We start from the raw sequence: 22,571 nt of genomic DNA, 5'->3' as shown, positions 1-22,571 counted from the left end.
ACAATCATGGCTTTCATTTCACTCAAGAACGTTTCGGTCAACTTCCCGATCTATGGCGCCGGCGCCGCCTCCTTCAAGAAAACCCTCGCCGCGTCGGTCACCGGCGGCCGCTTCGGCAAGGAGACCGGCGTCAATGTCGTCCAGGCCCTGAGCGACATCAACCTGGAATTGAAAAGCGGCGACCGGCTGGGCCTGATCGGCCACAATGGCGCCGGCAAGTCGACGCTGCTGCGCGCCCTCGCCGGAGTCTATGAACCGTCCTCGGGCGAGTTTGTCCGGCAAGGATCGGTGTCCAGCCTGATCGATCCCTCGCTGGGCATCGAAGCCGACGCCACCGGCATCGAGAACATCATGCTTCGTGGCCTCGTCATGGGCATGAGCAAGAAGCAGATCGATGCGCTGACTCCCGAAATCTGCGAGTTCAGCGGGCTGGGCGAATACGTCAACATGCCGGTGCGGACGTACTCCACCGGCATGCTCATGCGTCTCGCATTCTCGATTTCGACCAGCGTTGAAGCCGACATCCTGCTGATGGACGAGTGGCTGTCGGTCGGCGATGCCGAGTTCACGGGCAAAGCGGAAAAGCGCATGAAAGATGTCGTGGCGAAATCGGGCATCCTGGTGCTGGCATCGCATTCTCCGGACCTGATCGCCAAGGAGTGCAATCGGGTGATCCATCTGGAGCACGGCCGGATCGTGGAACGATGACGCCGGCCCCTGATCGGATTCGCGTCGTGGACGCAACAACGCTGGCGCGGTGCAGCTTCTCTCACTTCAAAGGAGTCTCATGAAACGGCGTGCGATCGTCACTGGCATCACCGGTCAGGATGGAGCCTATCTGGCTCAACTGCTGCTCAGCAAGGGCTACACCGTCTACGGCACATTCCGAAGAACCAGTTCGGTCAATTTCTGGCGCATCGAAGAACTCGGGATCCAGAATAATCCGGACTTGAAGTTGACCGAGCACGACATGACCGACCTCGGCAGTTCACTGTCGCTGATCACGAATGCCGAGCCTGACGAAGTCTATAACCTGGCGGCGCAGAGTTTCGTCGGAGTGAGCTTCGATCAGCCGACGACCACAGCCCAGATCACTGCGATGGGGGCGCTCAACCTCCTCGAGGCGATCCGGCTCGAGAACCCGAAGATCAAGTTCTACCAAGCCAGCACTTCCGAGATGTTCGGCAAGGTCCAGGCCGTTCCACAGGTTGAAAGCACACCCTTCTATCCTCGTAGCCCCTACGGCGTGGCCAAGCTCTATGCCCACTGGATGACCGTGAACTACCGCGAGAGCTACGGCATCTTCGGCAGCAGCGGCATTTTGTTCAATCACGAGAGTCCGCTGCGAGGCCGCGAATTCGTTACCCGCAAGATCACGGATGGGGTCGCCAAGATCAAGCTAGGAAAGCTGGAGGTGCTTCAACTTGGCAACCTGGATGCCAAGCGCGACTGGGGCTTTGCCAAGGAGTATGTCGAAGGGATGTGGAAAATGCTCCAGATCGATGAGCCCGACACATTCGTGCTGGCCACCAACCGGACCGAAACGGTCCGCGAATTCGTCCGCATGGCATTCAAGGGCGCAGGCGTTACTGTGGACTTCAGGGGCACCGGAGAGAATGAGTCGGCAGTCGACACGGCAACCGGCAAGACCGTGCTCACCATCAACCCCAAGTATTACCGCCCCGCCGAGGTCGAACTCCTGATCGGAAATCCCGCCAAGGCCAAGGAGAAACTTGGCTGGGAGCCAACCACAAAGTTGGAGCAGTTGTGTCAGATGATGGTCGAGGCCGATCTGCGACGCAACGAACGGGGATTCTCTTTCTGATTGCGTCTCTCCGCTCAGGCTCGATTTCGAATGAGCGGCTAGCAAGATGATGACTCGATAGTCATGGGATCAGACAATCAGAACGGTCTGATCCCACCAGATATACTCAAGTCGACGGGCATTGGGTCCGACACGTGTCCACGCATTGGCAAACATTTTTTGTAATGCAAGGCAGACAGTTGCCAGTCATGACCAATAATGCCCCTTTCAAATAAAAAGCTATCAAGATTTGTTCGACATGACCGATCCGCGACCCGTCGTCGACCAAAGCCAATATGACAGCAAATACTATAGTTGCCATTGCGGCTCGATCCCATATTCTCGAAGCGAGCCACATTGGGCGATCTTTTTCAGTGAAGTTGCGCTCAATATCGAATCCACATTGCATGTCAAATCTGTTTTTGACGCTGGATGTGCTATCGGCTTTTTGGTCGAAGCGCTTCGCGAACGCGGTGTGGCAGCTTTTGGGCGAGACTTCTCGCACTACGCCATCAATCAAATACCTATAGAACTGAGGCCCTATTGCGCTGAGGGCTCCATCGAAGAGCCGATCGAAGGAGTCTTTGATCTGGTCACCTGTATCGAGGTGCTGGAGCATATGTTGCCACGAGCAGGCGAGGTGGCGATTGAACGCATGTGCGCGGCCGCTCCACTCGTATTGGTGTCGTCAAGTCCAACAGATTTAATCGAACCCACCCATATCAACGTTCAAGCGCCGCTCCATTGGCTGCGCCTCTTTGCGCGCCATGGTTTCGGGCCGCGTGCGGACTATGACGCGAGTTTTCTCTGTCCTTGGGCAATGTTGTTGGAACGTCGTGATACCGCGCCCACAGAATATGAACTTCTTGCATTCGCGCAAATTATCAACGACCGAATGGCGGCGGCCGATTCAAGGGTCGAGTGCGCGGCGGTGGAGCGAGAGCGACAAGATCTACAGGAACGACTCTATAGTCAGGCCACTGGAATCGCTCACGAGCGCGTGATCGTTCAGGCACAAATCGCCCAGTTGGAGCGGGAACTCTCCGTCGAACGAAAGCAAGCATTGGAGATTGTCGAAGAGCGCGATGCCCTTCGTCGGGCTGGACGCGATCTCGAGCGTGCATGCGCCGAGGCTGTTGCGCACGCGAGCTCTCTCCAAGACAGACTAAGTGCCATCGAAAATTCAACTTCGTGGCGTGCAACTCAACCCATAAGACGAGCTTTGAATCAGATTCCATTCCTGCACAAAATGATCCGTCGCAGCGCCAAAATTATTAAGTGGACGGCCTCGGGCCAATTGCTTAGTCGGTTGCGCGAACGTATAAGCTCCTTCGACAAGGATATGCAAGTCGTCAGCGCATCGGGCCTGTTCAATAAGAAATGGTACGTAGAAACCTACCCCGAAGCCAGGGCATTTCCCGGAGGGCCGCTCGCGCATTTCATGGAAGTGGGCGCGAGGAATAGTTGCAATCCTAACCCATTCTTCGACGTGGATTGGTATCTCACTTCTCACGCCGACGCCGCCGAGCAGTCTATCAACCCGCTAATTCACTATATTCGAATTGGGTGGCGTGAACGCGCGCGTCCCTCGACGAGGTTTGACCCAAGCTGGTATCTGGAAACCTATCCTGATGTGGCTTCCGAGGGCGTCGAACCGCTGGCTCACTTCCTTAATTTTGGCGAAGCTGAAGGCAGAAATCCTCGAGCACCACGAGTACATCGGCCAGTGACTCGGGCCGCGTTGAAGCGGATTAAAATGCCGCTTGCCCGAGAAGAAATGGCGCTGTTTGTCACGCACGCACCGCATGGCACCATCAAGCCCCATGTTCCTGTCTATGTTGACGCTCTGCGTCGACAGGGCGTAGCCGTGACCCTCATTGTCGCCAGCGAAAGAATGGGCGAATTCCTGCTTGATGGGATCGAAGACCGGGTGGACGGGCTATACATTCGACAGAACCAAGGTTTTGACTTTGCCGCTTGGGCACATGTAATTCGCGATGTCGATCTATCGCAGGCGCACACTCTCTATCTCGTCAATGACAGTCTCATTGGTCCATTGAATGAAAGCTCATTTGCAGAGACGATGAAGCGTATTCGCTCAAGTCACGCCGAACTTCTTTGCCTGACTGACAACATGGAGCGAGGCCACCATTTCCAGAGTTATTTCTTGGTAGCCAAGGGGCGCGCGGTTCCGGAACTCGAAGACTTCCTTTTCAAGGTCACGACATGCGACAGTAAGGAAGAGGTCATCGATGCCTACGAAGTCAAGTTGATGCCATACTTCAAGGAGCGCGGTTACGCCAGAGAGGCGCTTTTTCCTGCTCCGATCACAAGCAATACGACCATCACGCGATGGCGGGAATTGATTGCAGACGGATTTCCCTTCGTAAAGACGGCGGTGCTGCGCGCGGTTGAGAACTCCGATTGGCGAGAGGTCTTGTCGGCCCAGGGCTTTGACCCTCAAGTAGCAGAGCTAAGCGTGGCCATCATCGAGGCGGGCGAGCGCAGCGCTCCCAAGCCTCCCGCTGCGCCGCGTGCATTGCGCGATACCGTCGACGATTTCGCATTTGCCGTGCCTAGCGGCTTGGCACGAAGTGTCTCGAGCCAACCGGGGCGCATCGCGGTGGTGTGCCACCTATTCCATGCAGATCTGGCGGTGGAAATCGCTTCCGTTCTTCGCAACATTCCTTTCCCATTCGACGTCTTCATCTCGACCGACGATTCCGAGAAAAAGCGACGAATTGAAACTGTCTTTGCGACGTGGACTGAAGGCAAGTTCGAAGTTCGGCTTGTGGCCAATCGCGGGCGCGACATCGCGCCCAAGCTAGTGAGCTTCCGTGACGTCTATCCGCACTACGATCTCTGCCTGCATTTGCATTCAAAGGAATCCTCGCACCATCCGTTGCTGCAGCACTGGCGCGAATATCTCCTGCTGACGCTTGCCGGCTCGCCCGAGGTCGTGCGATCCATCTTCGGCGCCTTCGCCGCTGCGCCGGAGTTGGGCATGATTGCACCGCAGCATTACGAGCCGATGCGGCAGTGGGGAAGTTGGGGCGGCAATTTTCGAAAGGCCGCCGATCTTGCGCGCCGCATGGGGTTGACACTCGACGATCACGCGGCGCTCGATTTTCCATCGGGTTCGATGTTTTGGGCCCGCACTTCAGCGCTCAAGCCGTTGCTCGAACTCGAACTCGCAGCACAGGATTTCGAGCCTGAAGCCGGGCAGATCGACGGAACGCTGGCCCATGCAATCGAGCGCCTCTATTTCGTCTCGACCGAGGCTGCGGGTATGACCTGGGCCAAGGTCGCCCGGGCAGAGTTTTTCGGCACCGAGTCGAGGATCGAGACCGTAAACGACGCATCGGAGTTGCACGACTATCTTGGCCGTCGTACTTGGCGAGTGTCCGACGCAATTGCGCGCCCCGGCCAGGAAACGCTGTTGCCAATTGAGGCAACGCCGGCCCCACTGATCGAGGCTGCCCAGCGACGCGCACTCGGGCTTGATCGCCCAGCTCCTCGACTGAGAGTCGCGGTGGGCGTCGTGTCCTATAACAATGACGCAGTCCAGCTCGACCGCTGTCTACGGTCAGCGGGCGGTGCTGCCATGCTCATGCTATGGGACAACGGCGAGCCGAGCACGCCCTCGCCGGAAGTCGCCGGGCGGCTGGTCCATGAGGGAGGGCACGGCAATCTCGGTTTCGGAGCTGCTCACAATCGTTTAATGGCACGGGCCTTTGATGAGGGCGCAGACATCTATGTGTGCGCCAATCCGGATGGGTTCTTCCATCCCGCCGCAATCGACCGGCTCGCACGCATGATCGAGGCGCATGACGGAGCCGCCTTGGTGGAGTGCATCCAATTCCCCGTCGACCATCCGAAGCTTTTCGATGATGCCTCCTTGCGGACGGACTGGACTTCGGGCGCTGCATTGGCGATTCCACGACGCATCTACGATATCGTTGGTGGCTTCGACGATGGTTTCTTCATGTACTGCGAGGACGTGGACTTCTCGTGGCGTGTCCGGGCCCAAGGGTTCGATGTGGTGATCTGCCCGACAGCTTTGTTCGTGCATGAGGTCACCAATCGGCCCTCGAGCGATGTGACCCTGCGCATGATCGCCGAGTCCGGAGCGCGGCTGGGTCAAAAATGGGGGTCGCGATCCTTCGCGCGATGGGCCCTTACGCAAGGCAAGGGCGCACGGGCACTTGCATACATTGGACAAAAGGTCCCCGTGGATTGGCGTGATGTCGCCGATTTCGATCATGGTTTCAGTTTTTCAGGGACTCGCTGGTCATGAGCGCTCACACCGAGACGACCGATGTCGTCATCCGTTTTCATGCGCCCGCACGATTGATCGAGCTTGAGCGCGCGGTTTTTTCGGTTGTCGCCCAGAATGCGCAACCGACAGTAGTCCATGTGGTCACGCAGCGCTTTGGTGAAGATGCCATCGCAGCGACGCGCGGACGACTGCAGCCTCTGTTCGAGACACAGCCCAATTCGCGTTTGGAGATTCACAATTGGCGTGCTGCAACGCCATTAGACGCTCGCAGCTGTCTGATCAATGAGGGAATCCGACACGCAAGCGGCAGGTATTTGTCTTTCCTAGACTACGACGACGTTCTCTTTCCGGAGGCACACGAGATCCTGCGAGAACGCCTCAATATCACTGGCGCAGCTATCGCCTTCGCCAGCGTACAGACCATGAGAGTCACAGTGCACGAGACCTTCGTGAAGACGGTTGGCCGCGAAATCGCTCCGTTCAAGGGATCCACGCTTTTCGATCTGATGCGTGAAAACTTGGCGCCAATTCACTCCTACCTGATCGATCGGAGCCGGGCGCCGCTAGAGGAACTGCATTTCGACGAGACTCTGGCTTGGGAGGAAGACTATGAATTCTTGCTCCGGCTCTGCGCGCGCGCGAAGGCGGATTTCGCCAAGGTGGGCACCTTCGTCGGCTACTACAATTTCAAAACCGATGGGAGCAACAGCGTGCCGACAACGCCGCAGGCCGCTCGTGAGCGGAGCGAGGCCTACGCGCGCGTGCGGGCGGAAATTGCGCGACGGAAAGCAGGGATTGCGCTGTCGCCTGAAACGCTCAAGCAATTGAAGCATCTTGCACCTGCGCCCCTCACCGCTGGCGTGCCCGTCACCGTGGCAGATGTTGCTGGTTGGTGAGTGGCCCTGGCGCTTGAGGCACCGACGCCCCAGGCTCTGCGCACTCCGCCAGCACTTGCCGCTTCAGTTCAGCCGCGTGGCGCCGCCGGCTCATGCGCTCCTGGTGATCTGTAGCTTTCGTGCCCCAATCTGACCTTAGGACACGGCCGGTTGGTCGAAGGTCGAAGGTGCAGCCAGCGATGATACTTTCCACAGTTTCACCGTGTGCCTTGAGGTCGGTCGCTTGGGCGTTCTATCCGATCGAAGGATCAGGCATAGATGCTGGTGGCCATCTGTCCAGGCTAACGCTGTCGTCGGGTCTACTTTTCACTCAGACCGGCTAAGACGAGCCAACCTGACGATTGGAAACCTCGCCGACTTATAGCGGCTAGCCGGGTCCGTGAGAGGGAGACACAGCCAGTACTCAAGTTGGCCGAGGTGTTCGAACCATGAGCCGAGCGCGGCTGAACCACCGATATAAAGTTTAGCCAAAAGCGAAGCTGCGCCAACGCTATCGATCGTTTTGGCGCACCAATCGGAGCATAGCACCAGCGGATCGCCGGACCGTTCGAAGTAACGGCCCAACGGCTGGAAGCTTATACAGCCTGTAGTACGCGGCGCCAACGCGGTGCCAGCGCGTAGCTTCAATCTGCTGTAGGCGGGCCTCAGTCTGCTGCCAGCGCTGAACCGTTTCGTCATTGATTCGCCGCATGGCGGAGAGATTTCTTTGTAACTCGTCTGCCGTCGCGGCCGCAAAATGCGCCGCCTGCGCACCTTCTTCACGCAGTCGAGCCATCGTGATGTCGGATGCGATACGCCGCTGCCGCGCTCCATCAATCTCGAGTGTAAGGCGTTCGACCTCCGACTTTGTGGCCAGCCAGTTGTTCCAAGGCGACTCGTACGCCCGGAAAGAAATGGGTGCCACCACGCTGGAGGTGGGCAGAAGACAACCCCAGCCCGCCACATAATAGGCGGCGTTGCTGCTGTCTACTTCGTGGCCAATTTGTGCAGGAATGACGGAAGAGGCGCCAGTGTCCTGACACGACATCATTCCCAGAATAGTGCCAGGTGGGTTTGCGAGCAACTCACTGTCGGAGGAAAACGAACCAAACCCCAATACCGAGGTGCCGAAAGCCCAACTGCTCGGTTCGCCAAGGACGGGGGTCACGGTCTTTCGGAAATCGTCAAAGCTGTAGGCCTTGAGATGGAACTCATTTGGCGCACCAGGAATGACCGCGTCGTCGTTGGGACAACTGATGACGATCGCACCGTCGTCGGCCAAGAGCGCCTTGAAGCCGCGCAGCATCTTGTCCACGTCATGCACGTGTTCAATCGTTTCAAAACTCACGATGAGATCGAACGTCCCCAGCGATTCACGCAGGCTAGCACAATTGCTCGCGTCGAACGTTACAAAATTGATGCCAGCACCTCCAAAGAATCCCGTTGCATTCGCAATCGCTTCTTCTGACACGTCTACGCCACATACCTCTTTGGCGCCCCACTGGCTCATCAGTGCGCTCCCATAGCCTTCGCCACAGGCAATATCCAATACGCGACGATCGGCGCACAGGTGTTTGACGAGTGCATAGCGCGACAAATGCTCGGCGGCCAGCATGGAAGCGTAGGGCATCGCCTCGGCAACAAAAGTCAGTCGTTCAGACATGGAGTCCTAGGTTAGATTAGATTGGAAAACTCGACGAAGTCGCGGTGTTAGTCCGCCTTGAATAGACCGGTCGGATAGGCTGGAAAGCAGTTCGCTGCAGATGTCTGTCGCACCAAAGAGATTGCCTTGTTCCGGATGGCATGGAAGGTATGCAGTACCGTCTTGTGAACCGCGCCTGCGGCGATTGCGCGCATGTTCCAGCCCCAATCCTCATAGCCAAGTTGGTTGGCCAAATCAGTCTTCGGGTAAGGGCAATCCAGCAGAAGCTGGCGCGGCGCGAAGCACAGCGACGTCCAAACATTGGTGAACGCAAGCACTGACACATTGAACGCGGGATCGTCCATATCAACGTGTTTGAAAACATGTGTGTTGTAGCCGAAAAAAACGTTGAAATCCGGATGAAGCACTAGCATTCGGTCGTCGGCGGCGGCCATAGCAAATGCATCTTGCAGCCATCCTTTACACCAAAGATCGTCCCCATCCAAAAATGCGACATATTTACCCCTTGCCTTTTGCACAGCCGCGTTGCGGCTTTCTCCAAGATCGCCCAGATCGACGTCGATCTGGCGCGCCGAAGCTTCGAGCCGACCCGCATTGACCGACATCTGGGATGTCAATTCATCGGGCCTGTCGAGGGCAACGATCATCTCGCAGCGCAAACCCCATTTCCGTGCTTGTGAAATGGACTCCGCCGCGCTGCGCAGTGAAGGCAGCAACAGCAGACCTTCGCGGTGGCCATTCACGATCACCGATATATCGCAGGATTCCATAAGATTCAATCCGATAGTTTTTTTTCAAAGGCCATTGCGGAACGCTCCGTGAGCATACGTCGATTCATCGCTTCCAGCTTCTGATCGACCAATGCAGAATCTTGCGCAATCTGTCTCAAGGCCTCAAGATACGGATGTGGGTCGTCGAGATCGGAAATCGGCCAGCCGGTCTGATCGTCAATCATCTCGCTAACACCTCCAACGGCAGTCGCAACGATCGGCAGTCCAGCGGCAGCGATGCTTAAGATGATCGTCGGCATACCCTCGTAACGCGAAGTGAAAAGGAAGGCCGTGTACTGCTCTGGATGCAGTTCATCCAACGAGGAAAAGGTGCCACACAGGTGCATATTGGATCGGCTCGCCGCGAGCTCATGAAGCTGACACTCTATGTCTGCTTGGCCGCTGCCCCAGATATCGAAATCGAATTCGGCACCTTCTTTCACGATTTTGACGAGCAGTTCGGTGTTCTTCTGTGCTGAGAAGCGTCCTGCCCACAATATGCGGGGACGTCCGGTCGTGGCGCTCGTCGGCTGTAGGGTCGATAGGCCGGGGGAAGGTTGTGGCAGATAATGGAGTTTGGCTTCCAAAACTGGCGGCAGGCCATACTGGGTCACCAGCTCTGCAATAAAATAGCGCGTATCAAAATAAACGCGATGCAGATGAGATATGGCACCACGGAAATGCGTATCGCTGTAGCCAACTGCTCGCCCGTCCGCATTGTAGTCACGGCAAAATAGCAACGCGTTCAGTGTCGTCATTCGCGCTAGCGCCCGTCCGGCATGAACCGTGGCTTCCCAACAAGCACGGCTATTAACATTAAAGACCGATTTTGGTCGTAGTGTCCAAATCAATTTTTCGACCAATGTCTTCCGATCCCCAGCGGACAGGGCCGAATTCGTGTCAGATAGGCGGACGAACCGAGTACCTTCGGGCAACCAATCGGCAGCCGACATGTCAGAATAATCTGTGACGATCAGGGCAACAGAGTGAACTCCAACACGCTGCTGCAAGACCCTGACAACATTGACGGCCGCTAGATCAGCGCCGCCGCGTATTAGCCAAGGGACAAAAACCAAATGCTCCACCTTTGGTCCGACCTGCGCCCAAAGTCGTCGCCAACACGCCGCGGCCGCACCCCGCGGCATGCTGAAGACCGAAGTCAATGTGTCCAAGTCCTCGAACAGCTGGTTATCCGCCATCAAATCTGGCTCAATCTGCGCCAACGCCGGAAGTTCCCGCTGAATTACGTCTTTGATAGAACGCGAAATACAAAGCCGTCGACCTTCGACTCGACCGTAGCGCAAGTAGTGAAGCAGCGGGTTCATCGTGCCGATGTCCTTGTGCACGCGAGAATAGGCTATGCCATTGAACTCAGGGCTAGGCGACCAGCCAAGCGCAGCCCCTACGCTGACGTAGTGCTCTGCCGGGTCTAGGCCACGCAGATCTCCATATGTCTTGCGATACCAGGACGCATCAAATAACTCGGACGCTGCAATAGCCTCCAATGCTTCACTGTCAGATTTTGACGGCTGGTAGGCGCAGGCACTCGCGTGAATAACTGGGATAACGCCCGCCCAACGCTGTTCCCTGAGTCCAATGCGCAAAAAATGCACTAGCGGATTGACTCGTGCGCTCCGCACGTCCGGATATGCCGCCCAATAGGCCAGGGGATCAAAAAAAGCACTTGGCCACAGACCTTGCGAGCCACCGCATTCGATGTAGTGCGTGTACGGGTCGACTTGCGCGATTTCTGGATACCGATCGCGATAGAAATCGGCATCAAAATATGTCGAGTTTTTGATTAAATCAATATCATTCACGGCAGCAACCATAAGTAAGAATTGATCTCAAACTTTGAGCATCCAGCGATCCGACGGATTCTCGCATAGTGATTCACCCAACGAGTTCGGGGCGCCATTCTTTCCTGAAGAATCCCAAAAATAGCCAGAATGCTTCGCGATATATAACAACAGCTACTCAAGGCTAGATGGACTCCGGAATACGAGATGTTTGCTTGCAAGGTAGGCAGTCAACGTGTAAGCTGGAGCTCCTAATGCCTGGGCCAAATAAGTATTGGAATTCAGCAATCTGATCGCAAAAATGACCACTAGAAGATTCATGCCATAGGCGAAAGCAGTTACCAGCAAAAACTTTGCCGAGGCAGAAATCAAAGGCCCTTCATAGTCAAATGTCCATCGGCTGTTCAACATAAAGCTTACGCATATGCCAACCGCGTATCCCAGTGCGTTCGCTGAGATATCCCCCATTTCGAAGAAATATTTGGCACCGCAGATAATAGCTAACCCGGTCAACGAATTGACAACTCCGACCGCAAGAAACCGAAAAAATTGAAGCGAAACTATTCGTTGCACAATGGACCTCACACACTTACAGACGGCGGACTTGAGTGCGCCAGTCGTTCTGCGCTGAGTAAGTGAGCGATGCCAACAATCAGACTTTCGGGCGTTGGAGTTGCACTTCCACGAGGTACTACGGAACGGAACTGGACCCTGCGAGAATAAAGCTTGGAAAGCCGACTCGCACTGGTAGTGATACGAGGATGACGCCGGGAAATTTGTTTGAATATTGAAACAATTTCTGCAATTGATGTTGGACGCTCCGAGGCAATTATTTTGATCAAGTATTTTTCTCTTCGCTCGGGCATTCTAAGCGTCCCAACTATTGTCGCCGCCGCATCGGGCGCAGATATGTAATCGCGAATTGTGTCCAATGGAACGTATATCTGCGTTGGCCGGTTTCGCACGATGTTGCGAGCAATGTTTGTGAGAAGACCTTGCGACTTGCCAGTCGCCTGGCCAACGCCATATAGCGTTGATATGCGTGCAACAAGAACGCTCACATTTTTACATTCCATCGCAAAAACTCGGAGCAATTCCTCTTGTTTCAGCTTGGTATATGCATACGGGTTGTTCGGAGCCACTGCTGTTTTTTCTGTGATTATTTCTTCTGGCGAAGCCGCATATATCGCGCCAGCCGAACTCGAAAAAACTATTGCCCCCGGAACGGCCATGAGACTCGCATCCGATTTGAAAAATTCGAGGAATAGAGTCATTGCCCGGGTTTCCGCTGTCAGAACCTCCTCTGGGCTGCCCATTGTCCCAACACCAGCCGCCCAATAGATCTCCCATCCGCCCGCCTCTTGGGCTTCCGAAGAAAACGCACGCACCGCCGCCTGAACTTGTGATTGCAAATGCGATTCGTCGCGCCAGGAAAATGGTTCCTGCGGTGCGAACACGTCGACACCGTCGTGCAGCAGCGTTGTCGAAAGAGCGGAGCCGAGCAGTCCGCGACTACCAAGCACCCAAACGGCCGTCATCAGTGCCTCGGTCTCGTCGGCTTTGAACTGACGACGTATAGCGGCTTCCCCATAACGATGCCCATCGTGACTGCAAGGTACTCGGCGATCACGCCCAACGCCGTCAAAATGACACCCGAAAAGAACGCGACGACCACTGCGAGAGAAGCCCAACCCTCAACGGGCACTTGTCCGGTGTATTTTTCGTAAAGCGCATAGCCAGCGAACATGACGGCAATAAACATCGAACAAAATCCAACGATGGTGATAAGGCGTAGCGGACGCGTACCTGTGGTTAGGACAAGGCTCCAGAAATGCTTCACCAACGATAGAAAGGAATAACCTGACGGGCGGCCGAATTCACTTCTAAGTCGTAGGCTACAGTGACCTACGCGACTAGTAATCCAAAACAGTCCGACGTCCAGGTATACACCATTCCCACAATAGGCGGAGAGGGTCCTAGCAATTTCCCCGTCGATTAGCCTGAAGCTATTGAACCTGCCAATTGTCTTGTTTCCCAGAACGCGGGTGCTGATTTCCTTCGCAGTGCGGCTCAACAGGTTTCGCACCCAGCCGTGCGGCGGAGGATTAGTGGGCTGAGCATAAACAAGTTGAAGTGATTCCTTTATGGCGCAGTCGAGCATAGCTCCAATGTCTACAGGATCCTGCTGCCCATCTTCGTCGATGGTGACGACCCAATCACCCGTCGCGCTTGCCATGCCCGCCATCGTCGCTGCATGTTGTCCGTAGTTTCGGGATAACCAGATCGGTTGGACGAAAGCATATTGGGACGCGAGCGTTTCAAGCGTTAGGTCTGACCGGTCGCTTCCGCAGTCATGAACCAACAGTACCTCGGAGACCACATAGTCGATTCCCGCCGTTGAAACCTGCGGCTTGGTCAACTCCTTGATCTCCTCGATAAGCATCGGAAGCGTCCGTTCTCCAGCGTAGACGGGAATCACTATAGACACTCGCTGTGGCTTTTTCATTGCAGCAATTAGATATAATTCTAAAAATCCATTGACCGATATTTAGTCAAACCATCACACTCTACGAGCGAGTGGGCCATCATTTATTCGATATCTGAACAGGGATCAATCTGAATTGCAATGTCAGTTTGATAGGCAGACAACAGCCAGTTCTCCTACAACTGAAACTGAGTCCACATGCGGCCAAGGGCGATGATTTTTGCAATAAGCCATCCCAATTGAAACCAAATCCCCGGTTGCTTTCTTGAAAGAATATCCGGAAGCCTCCAACATTAGAGAGACCCTTGAATATTCAGGTGCAAATGCAGATATATTCATATCTCCCTGTAGGGTGTTCAGTCTCGCGGGATATCCCCACGCCCCATCGCTCAAGTAGATGCTTTTAATTTCCGAAAAATTCGGACTCTGTTCAAGGCGCGAAACTATTCGATTCGCCCGCTCCTTGTCCCATGAGTTCAGCCGTTGCTGGTCAGCAAAGACCTGATTGCTGATGAAAACAAAGCAAACCACGAGAATTGATATCGACACCGTCAACATCCTTTTTAGTATGGTCGCCTGTTTTCGCTGAACCGCGGGCGCTGCCAGCAACAAGAATAAGCCAATGATAAATGGGACCTGCGCGAGAACGCGCGGAACCGGCCACCAATCTTTAAAAGGCAAAATCACCCCAACAGTGATTGGAATCAACAAAACCACAGCGCAAACGCCAGCAACCAATTTCCAAATTACACTTTTTCTCGTCAATTGCTCGCTGCGCATTTCAGCACAAACCAAAGCAACAACAAATAATATCATTGCCGCGATCAAGACCTTTATCCAGTGAGGAACAATCGGTTCGCTCATCCAATAAATTCTTTGAAGCAACGCTGCAATCTGAGTTGCTCGCTCAGAAACAGAACTCAATTCAATAAAATTTGCTCTGCCCGTTAGGGCAACCAATCCCAATGCCTTCGAGGCTGCAATAGTAGTCAAAAAAAGGACCGCGGACATCAGGCAAACAAGGCTCAATACAATAACTCTCTTCGGATGCACAACGTGACGCGAAAGGGTTGGAGCACTCCGAACCTTAGACAACTGGTCAAATAGAAAAGCAAAAACGACCGCAACTGCAAATAGGTTTAGAAATCCTTGATATACAAAGAGCATTGCGACGGTCGCGGCGAGCGCAACGATGCAATCCCCTAGAGTCATCGACTTTTTTGCAGTCATCTCCAGGGCAACAATCGACAGAATGGTCGCCACGCAATATCCCGGCAATACCATTCGAAAGGTGAGAATTTCAGCCAGGTAGGGGTGAGAAACAATCGCTGCACCAATCAGCGCTGACAACGAAAAATCGGCGGCGCCGACAAATCGCAATATCGAAGTGACCAGCGCCGCTTGAAGAAAAAGTGCGCAGATGCCCAAGGAAATATAGAGGTCGCTAATATTCACTCCGAGGGCATTGATAAACCAATCAATGCCTCCATGGAGAAATCTCCCCTGAGTCAAAAAAACTCTCAACTCTTCCGTCGAAAATCCTTGTCCAAACAAATAATCATCAACAGCAAATCCCCGAAGGATCACTCCTCCCTTTGCGATCAAAGCAGCCGCGAATATTATCAATAGTAGCCGAACATGGCGCGGCGCCCACTCGCCCAAAGCGCCACATTTGAAGTTTTGCATAGCCTTCTCAATTTTCAGGATGCGACTGACGAAATCTCCGCGCACCAAACAAATTTGTTACCACATAGACGGGGTAATCAGCGAATTTTTTAACCGCCGCGCATCTCTCAATCGAACACAATTGCACTCTGAAATGGCATGCCCAAACAGTCTTTCTGGGACAGCAGGGGCGCGATGCCGATGTCCGGCCACGTGATTCCCAGTTGCTCATCGTTCCAAGCTATACATTTTTCGTGCGCCGGAGCGTAGTAGTCCGTGGTCTTGTACAGAAACTCCGTGCCATCGCTGAGCACCAAAAAACCGTGTGCAAAGCCGGCCGGAATCCACAATTGCTTGCGATTGATTTCCGAGAGCTCTAAGCCCACCCAATGTCCAAACGTGGGTGAGGCGCGGCGAATGTCCACCGCCACGTCATAGACACTTCCGCGAACAACCCGCACGAGCTTTCCCTGCGACTGGAGGATCTGGTAGTGGAGACCTCTCAGTACCCCTCGGGCGGAACGCGAATGGTTATCCTGCACGAATTCAACATGACTTCCGATTGCATCGTCGAAAGCCTTCTGGTTGAAACTTTCATAGAAAAACCCTCTGTCATCACCGAAGACCTTCGGCTCAATGACCAGCACATCCGGAATTTCGGTGGGCGTCACCTTCACGAGCGGATCTCCTCGGCCAGCAGATGATTGAGGTACTTGCCGTAGCCGCTCTTTTCCAGCGGCGCGGCAAGGCGTGCCAGTTGCTCGCGATCAATGAAGCCGTGACGCCATGCGACCTCTTCGGGACAAGCAATCTTCAGCCCCTGCCGATGCTCCAGCGTCGCAATGAACTGCCCCGCCTCAAGCAGGCTCTCGTGCGTCCCCGTGTCCAGCCACGCATACCCCCGCTGCATGATCTGCACATTGAGCTTGCCCAGATCCAAGTACGCCTGGTTCACGGCCGTGATCTCCAGTTCCCCCCGCGCGCTCGGCTTCACCGCCTTGGCAATGTCCACCACCTGGTTGTCGTAGAAGTACAGTCCGGTCACCGCATAGCTGCTCTTGGGCTTGACCGGCTTCTCCTCGATGCTGCTGGCCTTTCCATCGGCATCGAAGGCCACGACCCCATACCGTTCCGGGTCATGCACGTGATAGGCAAACACAGTCGCGCCCGCGTCCTTCTTGTCAGCATCCGACAGCAGATGCACGAGGTCGTGCCCATAGAAGATGTTGTCCCCCAGCACCAGCGCGCTCGGCGAATTCCCGACGAACTTGTCGCCGATGATGAAGGCCTGCGCCAGCCCGTCCGGACTCGGCTGCACCGCGTACTGCAGGTCAATTCCCCATTGGCTCCCGTCCCCCAGCAGCTGCTGGAAGCGCGGCGTGTCCTGCGGCGTGCTGATGATCAGGATGTTGCGCATGCCGCCGAGCATCAGCGTGCTCAGGGGGTAGTAGATCATCGGCTTGTCGTAAACAGGCAGGAGCTGCTTGCTCATGGCCAGCGTCGCCGGGTGCAGCCGCGTGCCGGAGCCGCCTGCAAGGATGATGCCTTTGCGTTGGGTCATTCTTATCGTCTCGAATTAGAGGGTTTCGGCGAGCATTCGCGCCACGCCTGCCTGCCAATGCGGCAGCTTTAGCCCAAAAGTCGCCTGCAGCTTGTCAGTATTCAGGCGGGAATTGTGTGGGCGCTCGGCAGGTGTCGGAAAGGCGCTGGTCGGCACCGCATCGACCGCATCGGGCGCAGCCTTGAGCGCGACGCCGGCGGCCTGCGCCTGCGCCAGCACGAAGCGTGCGTAGCCATGCCAGGTCGTCTCGCCGCCGGCCACCAGGTGGTACAGCCCCACCTTGCCCGGATCGCTCAGCGTGGCCCGGATGGCATGCGCCGTGACGTCGGCCAGCAGTTCGGCCCCGGTTGGCGCGCCGAACTGGTCGTCGATCACCGTGAGCCGGTCGCGCTCCTTCGCCAGCCGCAGCATGGTCTTCGCGAAGTTGCCGCCGCGCGCCGCATAGACCCAGCTGGTGCGGAAGATCAGGTGCCGCGCGCAATGGCGCGCGACCAGCAGCTCGCCCTCGAGCTTGGTGCTGCCATAGACGCTGAGCGGCGCCGTGAGGTCGTCCTCGAGCCAGGGCTTGTTGCCGCTGCCGTCGAACACGTAGTCGGTCGAGTAGTGCACCATCAGCGCACCAATCTGCTGCGCTGCCTGCGCCACCACGCCGGGCGACGTCGCGTTGAGCTTGCGCGCGAACTCGGGCTCGCTCTCGGCCTTGTCGACCGCCGTGTGGGCAGCCGAGTTCACGATCACGTCGGGCCGCACCTTGAGCACGGTCTCGGCCAGCTGTTCGGGGCGACTGAAATCGGCGTGGAAGTCGGTGCTGTCGAAATCCAGCGCCACCAGCTCACCCAGCGGCGCCAGGCTGCGCTGAAGCTCCCAGCCCACCTGCCCGCCCTTGCCGAGCAGCAGCAGCTTCATGCCGCCGCCTTGTCGGGTGCAGCCTCGTACTGCTTCTGCACCCATTCGCGGTAGGCACCGCTCTGCACGTTGGCCACCCATTCGCCGTTGGCCAGGTACCACTCGACGGTCTTGCGGATGCCGGTATCGAAGGTCTCGGCGGGCTTCCAGCCGAGTTCGCGCTCGAGCTTGCGGGCATCGATCGCGTAGCGCCGGTCGTGGCCGGGGCGGTCGGTGACGTAGGTGATCTGATCGCGGTAGCTCTTGCCATCGGCACGCGGGCGCAATTCGTCGAGCAGCGCGCAGACGGTATTGACGATCTCGATGTTCGGCTTCTCGTTCCAGCCGCCGACGTTGTAGGTCTCGCCGAGGCGGCCGCCCTCGAGCACGCGGCGGATCGCGCTGCAGTGGTCCTTGACGTAGAGCCAGTCGCGCACCTGCATGCCGTCGCCATACACCGGCAGCGGCTTGCCGGCGAGCGCGTTGACGATCATCAGCGGGATCAGCTTCTCGGGGAAATGGAAGGGGCCGTAGTTGTTCGAGCAGTTGGTGGTGAGGACCGGCAGGCCGTAGGTGTGGTGCCAGGCCCGCACCAGATGGTCGCTGGCCGCCTTGCTGGCCGAGTACGGGCTGTTGGGCTCGTACCTGTTCTCCTCGGTGAAGGCCGGATCGGTGGCCGACAGCGAACCGTAGACCTCGTCGGTCGACACGTGCAGGAAGCGGAACGCCGCCTTCTGGTCGGCCGGCAGAGCGCCCCAGTAGCCCCGCACCGACTCGAGCAGCCTGAAGGTGCCGAGCACGTTGGTCTGGACGAAATCCTCGGGCCCGTGGATCGAGCGGTCGACATGCGACTCGGCCGCGAAGTTCACGATGGCGCGCGGCTTGTGCTCGGCCAGCAGCCGGTCGAGCAGCGCGCTGTCGCCGATGTCGCCCTGCACGAAGACGTGGCGCGGATTGCCCTTCAACGACGCCAGCGTCTCGAGGTTGCCGGCATAGGTCAGCTTGTCCAGGTTGACGACGGCCTCGTCGCCTTGCGCAAGCCAGTCGAGAACGAAATTGGCGCCGATGAAGCCGGCGCCCCCGGTTACCAGGATCATGGGGGGTCCCTCGTTATTGTCGAATGTCAGATGTCGCCCTTCGGGCGCCCGAACCGGGGATTATCCCATCCAGCGATGTTTCAATTCGCAGCTAGAACCTACGCTCTACACGCCCCCCTCCAACCCCGGCTAGAGTAACGGTGCAACCCTCAAGGATTCCCTCATGCCGACTGAAGACGAAGACAAACCCGCCGACCGCATCAAGGACTCCGCCCAGCAGATCTGGCTGGCCGGCCTCGGTGCCTTCGCCAAGATGCAACAGGAGGGCAGCAAGGCCTTCGAAGCGCTGGTGAAAGACGGCGCCGGTGTGCAGAAGAAGACCCAGCAGGCAGCCGAAGAGACGCTGGCCCAGGCGCAGGCACGGATGGCCGGCTTCGCCAGCGAGTTCGGTACCAAGGCCGCGGGCGGGTGGGGCAAGCTCGAGAACATCTTCGAAGAGCGCGTGGCTCGCGCTCTGGCGAAGCTCGGAGTGCCCTCGGCAGAGGAAGTCGAATCCTTGCACACCCGCGTGGCTGCACTGGAATCCCAGTTGAATCGCAAAGACAAAGTCCGCAAGTCGTCGACTGCTGCGCGAAAGGCCACAGGCATCAAGACGCCCCGGCGACCGCCGTCGCAGCGCTCCAGCAGCGACGATTGATCGAACTTCACCCGTCCCCCGTAACAGTGGGTGCAAGCGAGTTAAATTGACATACAGCCCGCCTCTCTTGCAAGGCGAACTTGCGTGTTCGCTTCCCCATGCCGGGCCTAGTTTGACGAATTAACGGTGCGAGCGCCCACACACCCTGCTACCCGGCGTCAGCGCCTGCAAAGAACCGACGTTTTCCGCCTGCCCCGCCTACTAGGGGCCAAAAAACGCAACTTTCGCATTGCCCCAAAGTCGACCCCTGCTTCGACTAAGAACGGCGGTGTCTCGGAAGGCGCGAGACTGGATTCTGAGAGGACGACTTAACCCCTTGGTCGCATTGAATTGTCATCTGTTGCTTCGCTCTGCTCGATGCAAAGATAAGCGCGACGCCCATCGCGGCCTTGTCTTGCAGTTCCGTAGCGCGACGCTGATTTTTCAGCCAGATGCCCTACTTGCGCTGCAATCTGTTCTCGGGGAACCCCCTCTTTCTTCAAATCCGCAATGAACAGGCATCTAAAGCAACTTGGATTGGCTATCTTTTTTTTAGGCCATAGCTTCTTGGAAAGCCGCGCACAAAGATTGTTCATTGCTGCAGCGTTCAAATGTGAGAATGGAAGGGACCTGTCCACCAGACCCACCCAGTCCTTCAAATTATTCAAGTACCTGGCAAAGACACCATACTGTCGCTCCAGTGTCAACATTCTACTTCTAGAATTATTCTCATTGAACTTCTCTTTTGCGCAAGCAATGGTCACGCGAACATCTTCATTCGAAAACTCGAAGCTTGCGGAAGCAATCTCGCTTGGTCGACATCCTGTAAGAAACAACAGCAGCAACGCGAAATGGAGATCGCTCCGTGAGTTCAGCGAACTCTCCGCCAGCATGAGTTCAACAAAATTCTCTGGGATATGAGCCAGTCGATGCCGGCGACGTCCCTGCCTTGCATTTCTATCGACGCAATGAATATATCTAGCTCCTACTTCATCGTGGAACTCAACCTCAGGCACCCATATATTGGGCAGAAGCGACTTCCAGCCATCTGAGATATCCGGGTCGGGGTGTAGCGTGTTCAGCCTACAACCCCATCGAACACCGGCAACCCACGCGCGCGCCGCATGAATGTTCGCGGGCACGTAGGGTCGTCGCGCCAAGTAGCCCTTGAACGCCGAAGCATAGGATCTCTGAGTCCTGGAACTCAACATGCGCAGGTCTCCAAGAAGGGCCTTCTGCTCTTCATTCAGGTGTTCTTCTCGAACGTCCTTCAATGAGAGGTAGGGCGTAGACCCTGCATACGGACTCATAGTCACTCCTTTTTGAAAGGTCAGAGGCTATCCCGACATTCCTCATTTTGCGTTTTTTTTGCTCAGGTCGCAGGCAGCCGATCTGTGGTTCTTCGAGGCGAAGCGCGGTCTACAAACGACGAATCAGATCTCGACGCCCATTTTGAGAAGACCCTCGCAACGAAACTTTAGTTTACATTTTATGTGTCCGCTGATGGCTTGCATACAAGCCCACTGCTTCGCTCAAAATGAATGGCGTTGATTGAGAAATCGAATTTCAAAACTTCGAAATAATGGTTGAGCTTGTTTGCTCGAGGGGTGGCAGCGGAAATTCCAATCGCGTCTATATTTCTCGAAAAAGAATCGCGCTCTAGAATCAATTGTTATCAACAGCTTTTCTTCGTACAGGGCGCCTGGTCCATGTCACGCCATCTTGCCTATCGAATAGATAAGGCAATAACGCGCGATCGCATCTTTTAGGCGAGCTGCATCTCTTTGGACCGCATTAACTATTCCGGCTTTGGCTCAATTTTTGGAATCGAAGTCACGCGGATTTGCTTAAATGACTCGACCAAAAATTCCCATCGCTCCTATAGCGGCCGACGCCAAATCGTCGAGAAAAATATCATCTTCATCACCCCAATGCCCACTTAGCGAAGTCCAGCTCAGTGTAAAGAGTGACACTCCGACTTGCCGAGCAACTGCCGCGAAAGGCGTTGGCATGACGATTTTTCACCAGCTTTTGGTGCGACCCTCGTGGGCTGAAACAGGAGCCGACTAATCGCTTTTTTGTTCTACTTTTCTGTGACAGTTGCGCGAATTGCTAGTTGTCGCTTCCGTAGTTCCCCATACTGTAATGGACTTGGGTCTCCCAATACGAACGGGGCTCCATTTTCGAATCGTTGCGACCATCTTCAAAATGCACGCCATCGATATGCGTGCTGGAGGGCCACATCGAATTGACCCCAAAAATGGGCACGTTTGATCGAAATTCACCGAGGGACTGAGCACGCATCGATGGAGCTATAGTCGCACCTTCCCCCCGTCTCTCTGAACTTGCGCTAGAGTGTCCCCAGAGACAAAAACCGGGGCTCCGACATGGCCAAGAAAGCGCCACGCCGCACTGCACAACGCATCCTCGAAGCCGCACTTGACCTGTTCAACCGGTTCGGGGAGCCGAACGTCTCCACCACCCTGGTCGCCGGCGAGCTCAACATCAGTCCCGGCAACCTCTACTACCACTACCCCGCCAAGGACGAGCTGATCAACCGGCTCTACGAGGGCTACGAGACCGAGCTGCTCGAACTGCTGCACGCCAGCGAAGGCGTGCACGATGTGGAAGACGCCTGGTTCTTCATGCACAGCCTGTTCGAGCTGATCTGGCGCTACCGCTTCCTCTACCGCGACCTGAACGACCTGCTGAGCAAGAACCGCCACCTCGAGACCCAGTTCCAGCTGGTGCTCAAGAACAAGGCGCGCGCGATCCGCGCTCTGATCGCCGGCCTGGGCCATGCCGGCCACCTGGACATCGATGCGCGGGAAGTCGACACCCTGGCGCAGAGCATGGTGGTGGTGCTGACCTACTGGCTCAGCTACGAGTACGTGCGCAATCCGCGCGAGGCGCTGGAACCGGCCCACGCCCAGGGCGCCCTGATGCGCGGCGCCCACCACACGCTGCACCTGCTGGCCCCCTATCTGGCCACCGAGCAACGCCGGCATTTGCTGACCCTGAGCAGCGCGTATGCTGGCGAAGATCAATCCGCGACGGTCTGATTCCCGACTT

At 56.3% G+C, this 22,571-nt stretch carries 18 protein-coding genes; 6 read left to right on the top strand and 12 right to left on the bottom strand.

Features of this window, described 5'->3' with window-relative positions:
• Positions 1-6: 6 nt before the first annotated feature.
• The 4 genes from QTI45_RS08160 (at position 7) to QTI45_RS08145 (ending at position 6,979) form a co-directional block, all read left to right on the top strand.
• Positions 7-708, top strand: coding sequence for an ABC transporter ATP-binding protein (locus QTI45_RS08160; RefSeq protein WP_286654002.1), 702 nt, complete (start codon positions 7-9; stop codon positions 706-708).
• A gap of 79 nt (positions 709-787) precedes the next feature.
• Positions 788-1,825: a GDP-mannose 4,6-dehydratase gene (gene gmd, locus QTI45_RS08155; RefSeq protein WP_286654001.1), complete on the top strand. Its 1,038-nt coding sequence runs from the start codon at positions 788-790 to the stop codon at positions 1,823-1,825.
• Positions 1,826-2,063: 238 nt separating this feature from the next.
• Positions 2,064-6,101: a rhamnan synthesis F family protein gene (locus QTI45_RS08150; protein WP_286654000.1), complete on the top strand. Its 4,038-nt coding sequence runs from the start codon at positions 2,064-2,066 to the stop codon at positions 6,099-6,101.
• On the top strand, positions 6,098-6,979 hold the full coding sequence (locus QTI45_RS08145; protein WP_286653999.1) for a glycosyltransferase family A protein: 882 nt from the start codon (positions 6,098-6,100) through the stop codon (positions 6,977-6,979). The genes QTI45_RS08150 and QTI45_RS08145 overlap by 4 nt, the downstream gene beginning before the upstream one ends.
• Positions 6,980-7,469: 490 nt before the next feature.
• Here the strand turns inward: QTI45_RS08145 and QTI45_RS08140 are convergent, their stop codons facing one another.
• The 11 genes from QTI45_RS08140 to rfbB all read right to left on the bottom strand — a co-directional run bounded on the left by QTI45_RS08140 (position 7,470) and on the right by rfbB (position 18,883).
• On the bottom strand, positions 7,470-8,621 hold the full coding sequence (locus tag QTI45_RS08140) for a class I SAM-dependent methyltransferase (RefSeq protein WP_286653998.1): 1,152 nt from the start codon (positions 8,619-8,621) through the stop codon (positions 7,470-7,472).
• Positions 8,622-8,668: 47 nt separating this feature from the next.
• Positions 8,669-9,391, bottom strand: coding sequence for a glycosyltransferase family 2 protein (locus QTI45_RS08135; RefSeq protein WP_286653997.1), 723 nt, complete (start codon positions 9,389-9,391; stop codon positions 8,669-8,671).
• Positions 9,392-9,396: 5 nt separating this feature from the next.
• Complete coding sequence (locus tag QTI45_RS08130) at positions 9,397-11,223, bottom strand: glycosyltransferase family 4 protein (RefSeq protein ID WP_286653996.1); 1,827 nt, start codon at positions 11,221-11,223, stop codon at positions 9,397-9,399.
• Positions 11,224-11,364: 141 nt separating this feature from the next.
• A complete protein-coding gene (locus tag QTI45_RS35325) occupies positions 11,365-11,763 on the bottom strand; it encodes a GtrA family protein (RefSeq protein ID WP_353621287.1) in 399 nt (132 codons plus the stop codon).
• A gap of 8 nt (positions 11,764-11,771) precedes the next feature.
• Complete coding sequence (locus QTI45_RS08125; protein WP_286653995.1) at positions 11,772-12,728, bottom strand: NAD-dependent epimerase/dehydratase family protein; 957 nt, start codon at positions 12,726-12,728, stop codon at positions 11,772-11,774.
• Positions 12,728-13,696 carry a glycosyltransferase gene (locus QTI45_RS08120; RefSeq protein ID WP_286653994.1) on the bottom strand — a complete coding sequence of 323 codons (969 nt, stop codon included), beginning with the start codon at positions 13,694-13,696 and terminating at the stop codon, positions 12,728-12,730. Before QTI45_RS08120 ends, QTI45_RS08125 begins: the two co-directional genes overlap by 1 nt.
• A 123-nt stretch (positions 13,697-13,819) precedes the next feature.
• Positions 13,820-15,361 carry a glucosyltransferase domain-containing protein gene (locus tag QTI45_RS08115; protein ID WP_286653993.1) on the bottom strand — a complete coding sequence of 514 codons (1,542 nt, stop codon included), beginning with the start codon at positions 15,359-15,361 and terminating at the stop codon, positions 13,820-13,822.
• Positions 15,362-15,468: 107 nt separating this feature from the next.
• Entirely contained in the window at positions 15,469-16,017 is a 549-nt protein-coding gene (rfbC, locus tag QTI45_RS08110; protein WP_286653992.1) for a dTDP-4-dehydrorhamnose 3,5-epimerase, read from the bottom strand.
• Complete coding sequence (gene rfbA / locus QTI45_RS08105) at positions 16,014-16,901, bottom strand: glucose-1-phosphate thymidylyltransferase RfbA (RefSeq protein ID WP_286653991.1); 888 nt, start codon at positions 16,899-16,901, stop codon at positions 16,014-16,016. The genes rfbC and rfbA overlap by 4 nt, the downstream gene beginning before the upstream one ends.
• A gap of 15 nt (positions 16,902-16,916) precedes the next feature.
• Positions 16,917-17,807, bottom strand: a complete 891-nt coding sequence (gene rfbD, locus QTI45_RS08100) for a dTDP-4-dehydrorhamnose reductase (protein WP_286653990.1) — start codon at positions 17,805-17,807, stop codon at positions 16,917-16,919.
• Positions 17,804-18,883: a dTDP-glucose 4,6-dehydratase gene (rfbB, locus tag QTI45_RS08095; RefSeq protein ID WP_286653989.1), complete on the bottom strand. Its 1,080-nt coding sequence runs from the start codon at positions 18,881-18,883 to the stop codon at positions 17,804-17,806. The genes rfbD and rfbB overlap by 4 nt, the downstream gene beginning before the upstream one ends.
• 163 nt (positions 18,884-19,046) lie before the next feature.
• On the opposite strand from rfbB, the gene QTI45_RS08090 reads away from it, so the two are divergent.
• Positions 19,047-19,520, top strand: a complete 474-nt coding sequence (locus tag QTI45_RS08090) for a phasin family protein (RefSeq protein WP_286653988.1) — start codon at positions 19,047-19,049, stop codon at positions 19,518-19,520.
• A 308-nt stretch (positions 19,521-19,828) separates the two neighbouring features.
• Here QTI45_RS08090 and QTI45_RS08085 read toward each other — a convergent pair whose 3' ends face one another.
• Complete coding sequence (locus QTI45_RS08085; RefSeq protein WP_286653987.1) at positions 19,829-20,809, bottom strand: site-specific integrase; 981 nt, start codon at positions 20,807-20,809, stop codon at positions 19,829-19,831.
• A 1,077-nt stretch (positions 20,810-21,886) separates the two neighbouring features.
• Here QTI45_RS08085 and QTI45_RS08080 point away from each other — a divergent pair.
• The gene (locus QTI45_RS08080; protein WP_286372809.1) at positions 21,887-22,561 is read left to right on the top strand and encodes a TetR/AcrR family transcriptional regulator; all 675 of its coding nucleotides are present in this window, start codon (positions 21,887-21,889) and stop codon (positions 22,559-22,561) included.
• Positions 22,562-22,571: the final 10 nt, after the last annotated feature.

It is taken from the genome of Variovorax saccharolyticus (assembly GCF_030316765.1).
GTDB classification, from domain to species: domain Bacteria; phylum Pseudomonadota; class Gammaproteobacteria; order Burkholderiales; family Burkholderiaceae_C; genus Variovorax; species Variovorax saccharolyticus.
This window is presented reverse-complemented; position numbering and strand designations above follow the sequence as displayed.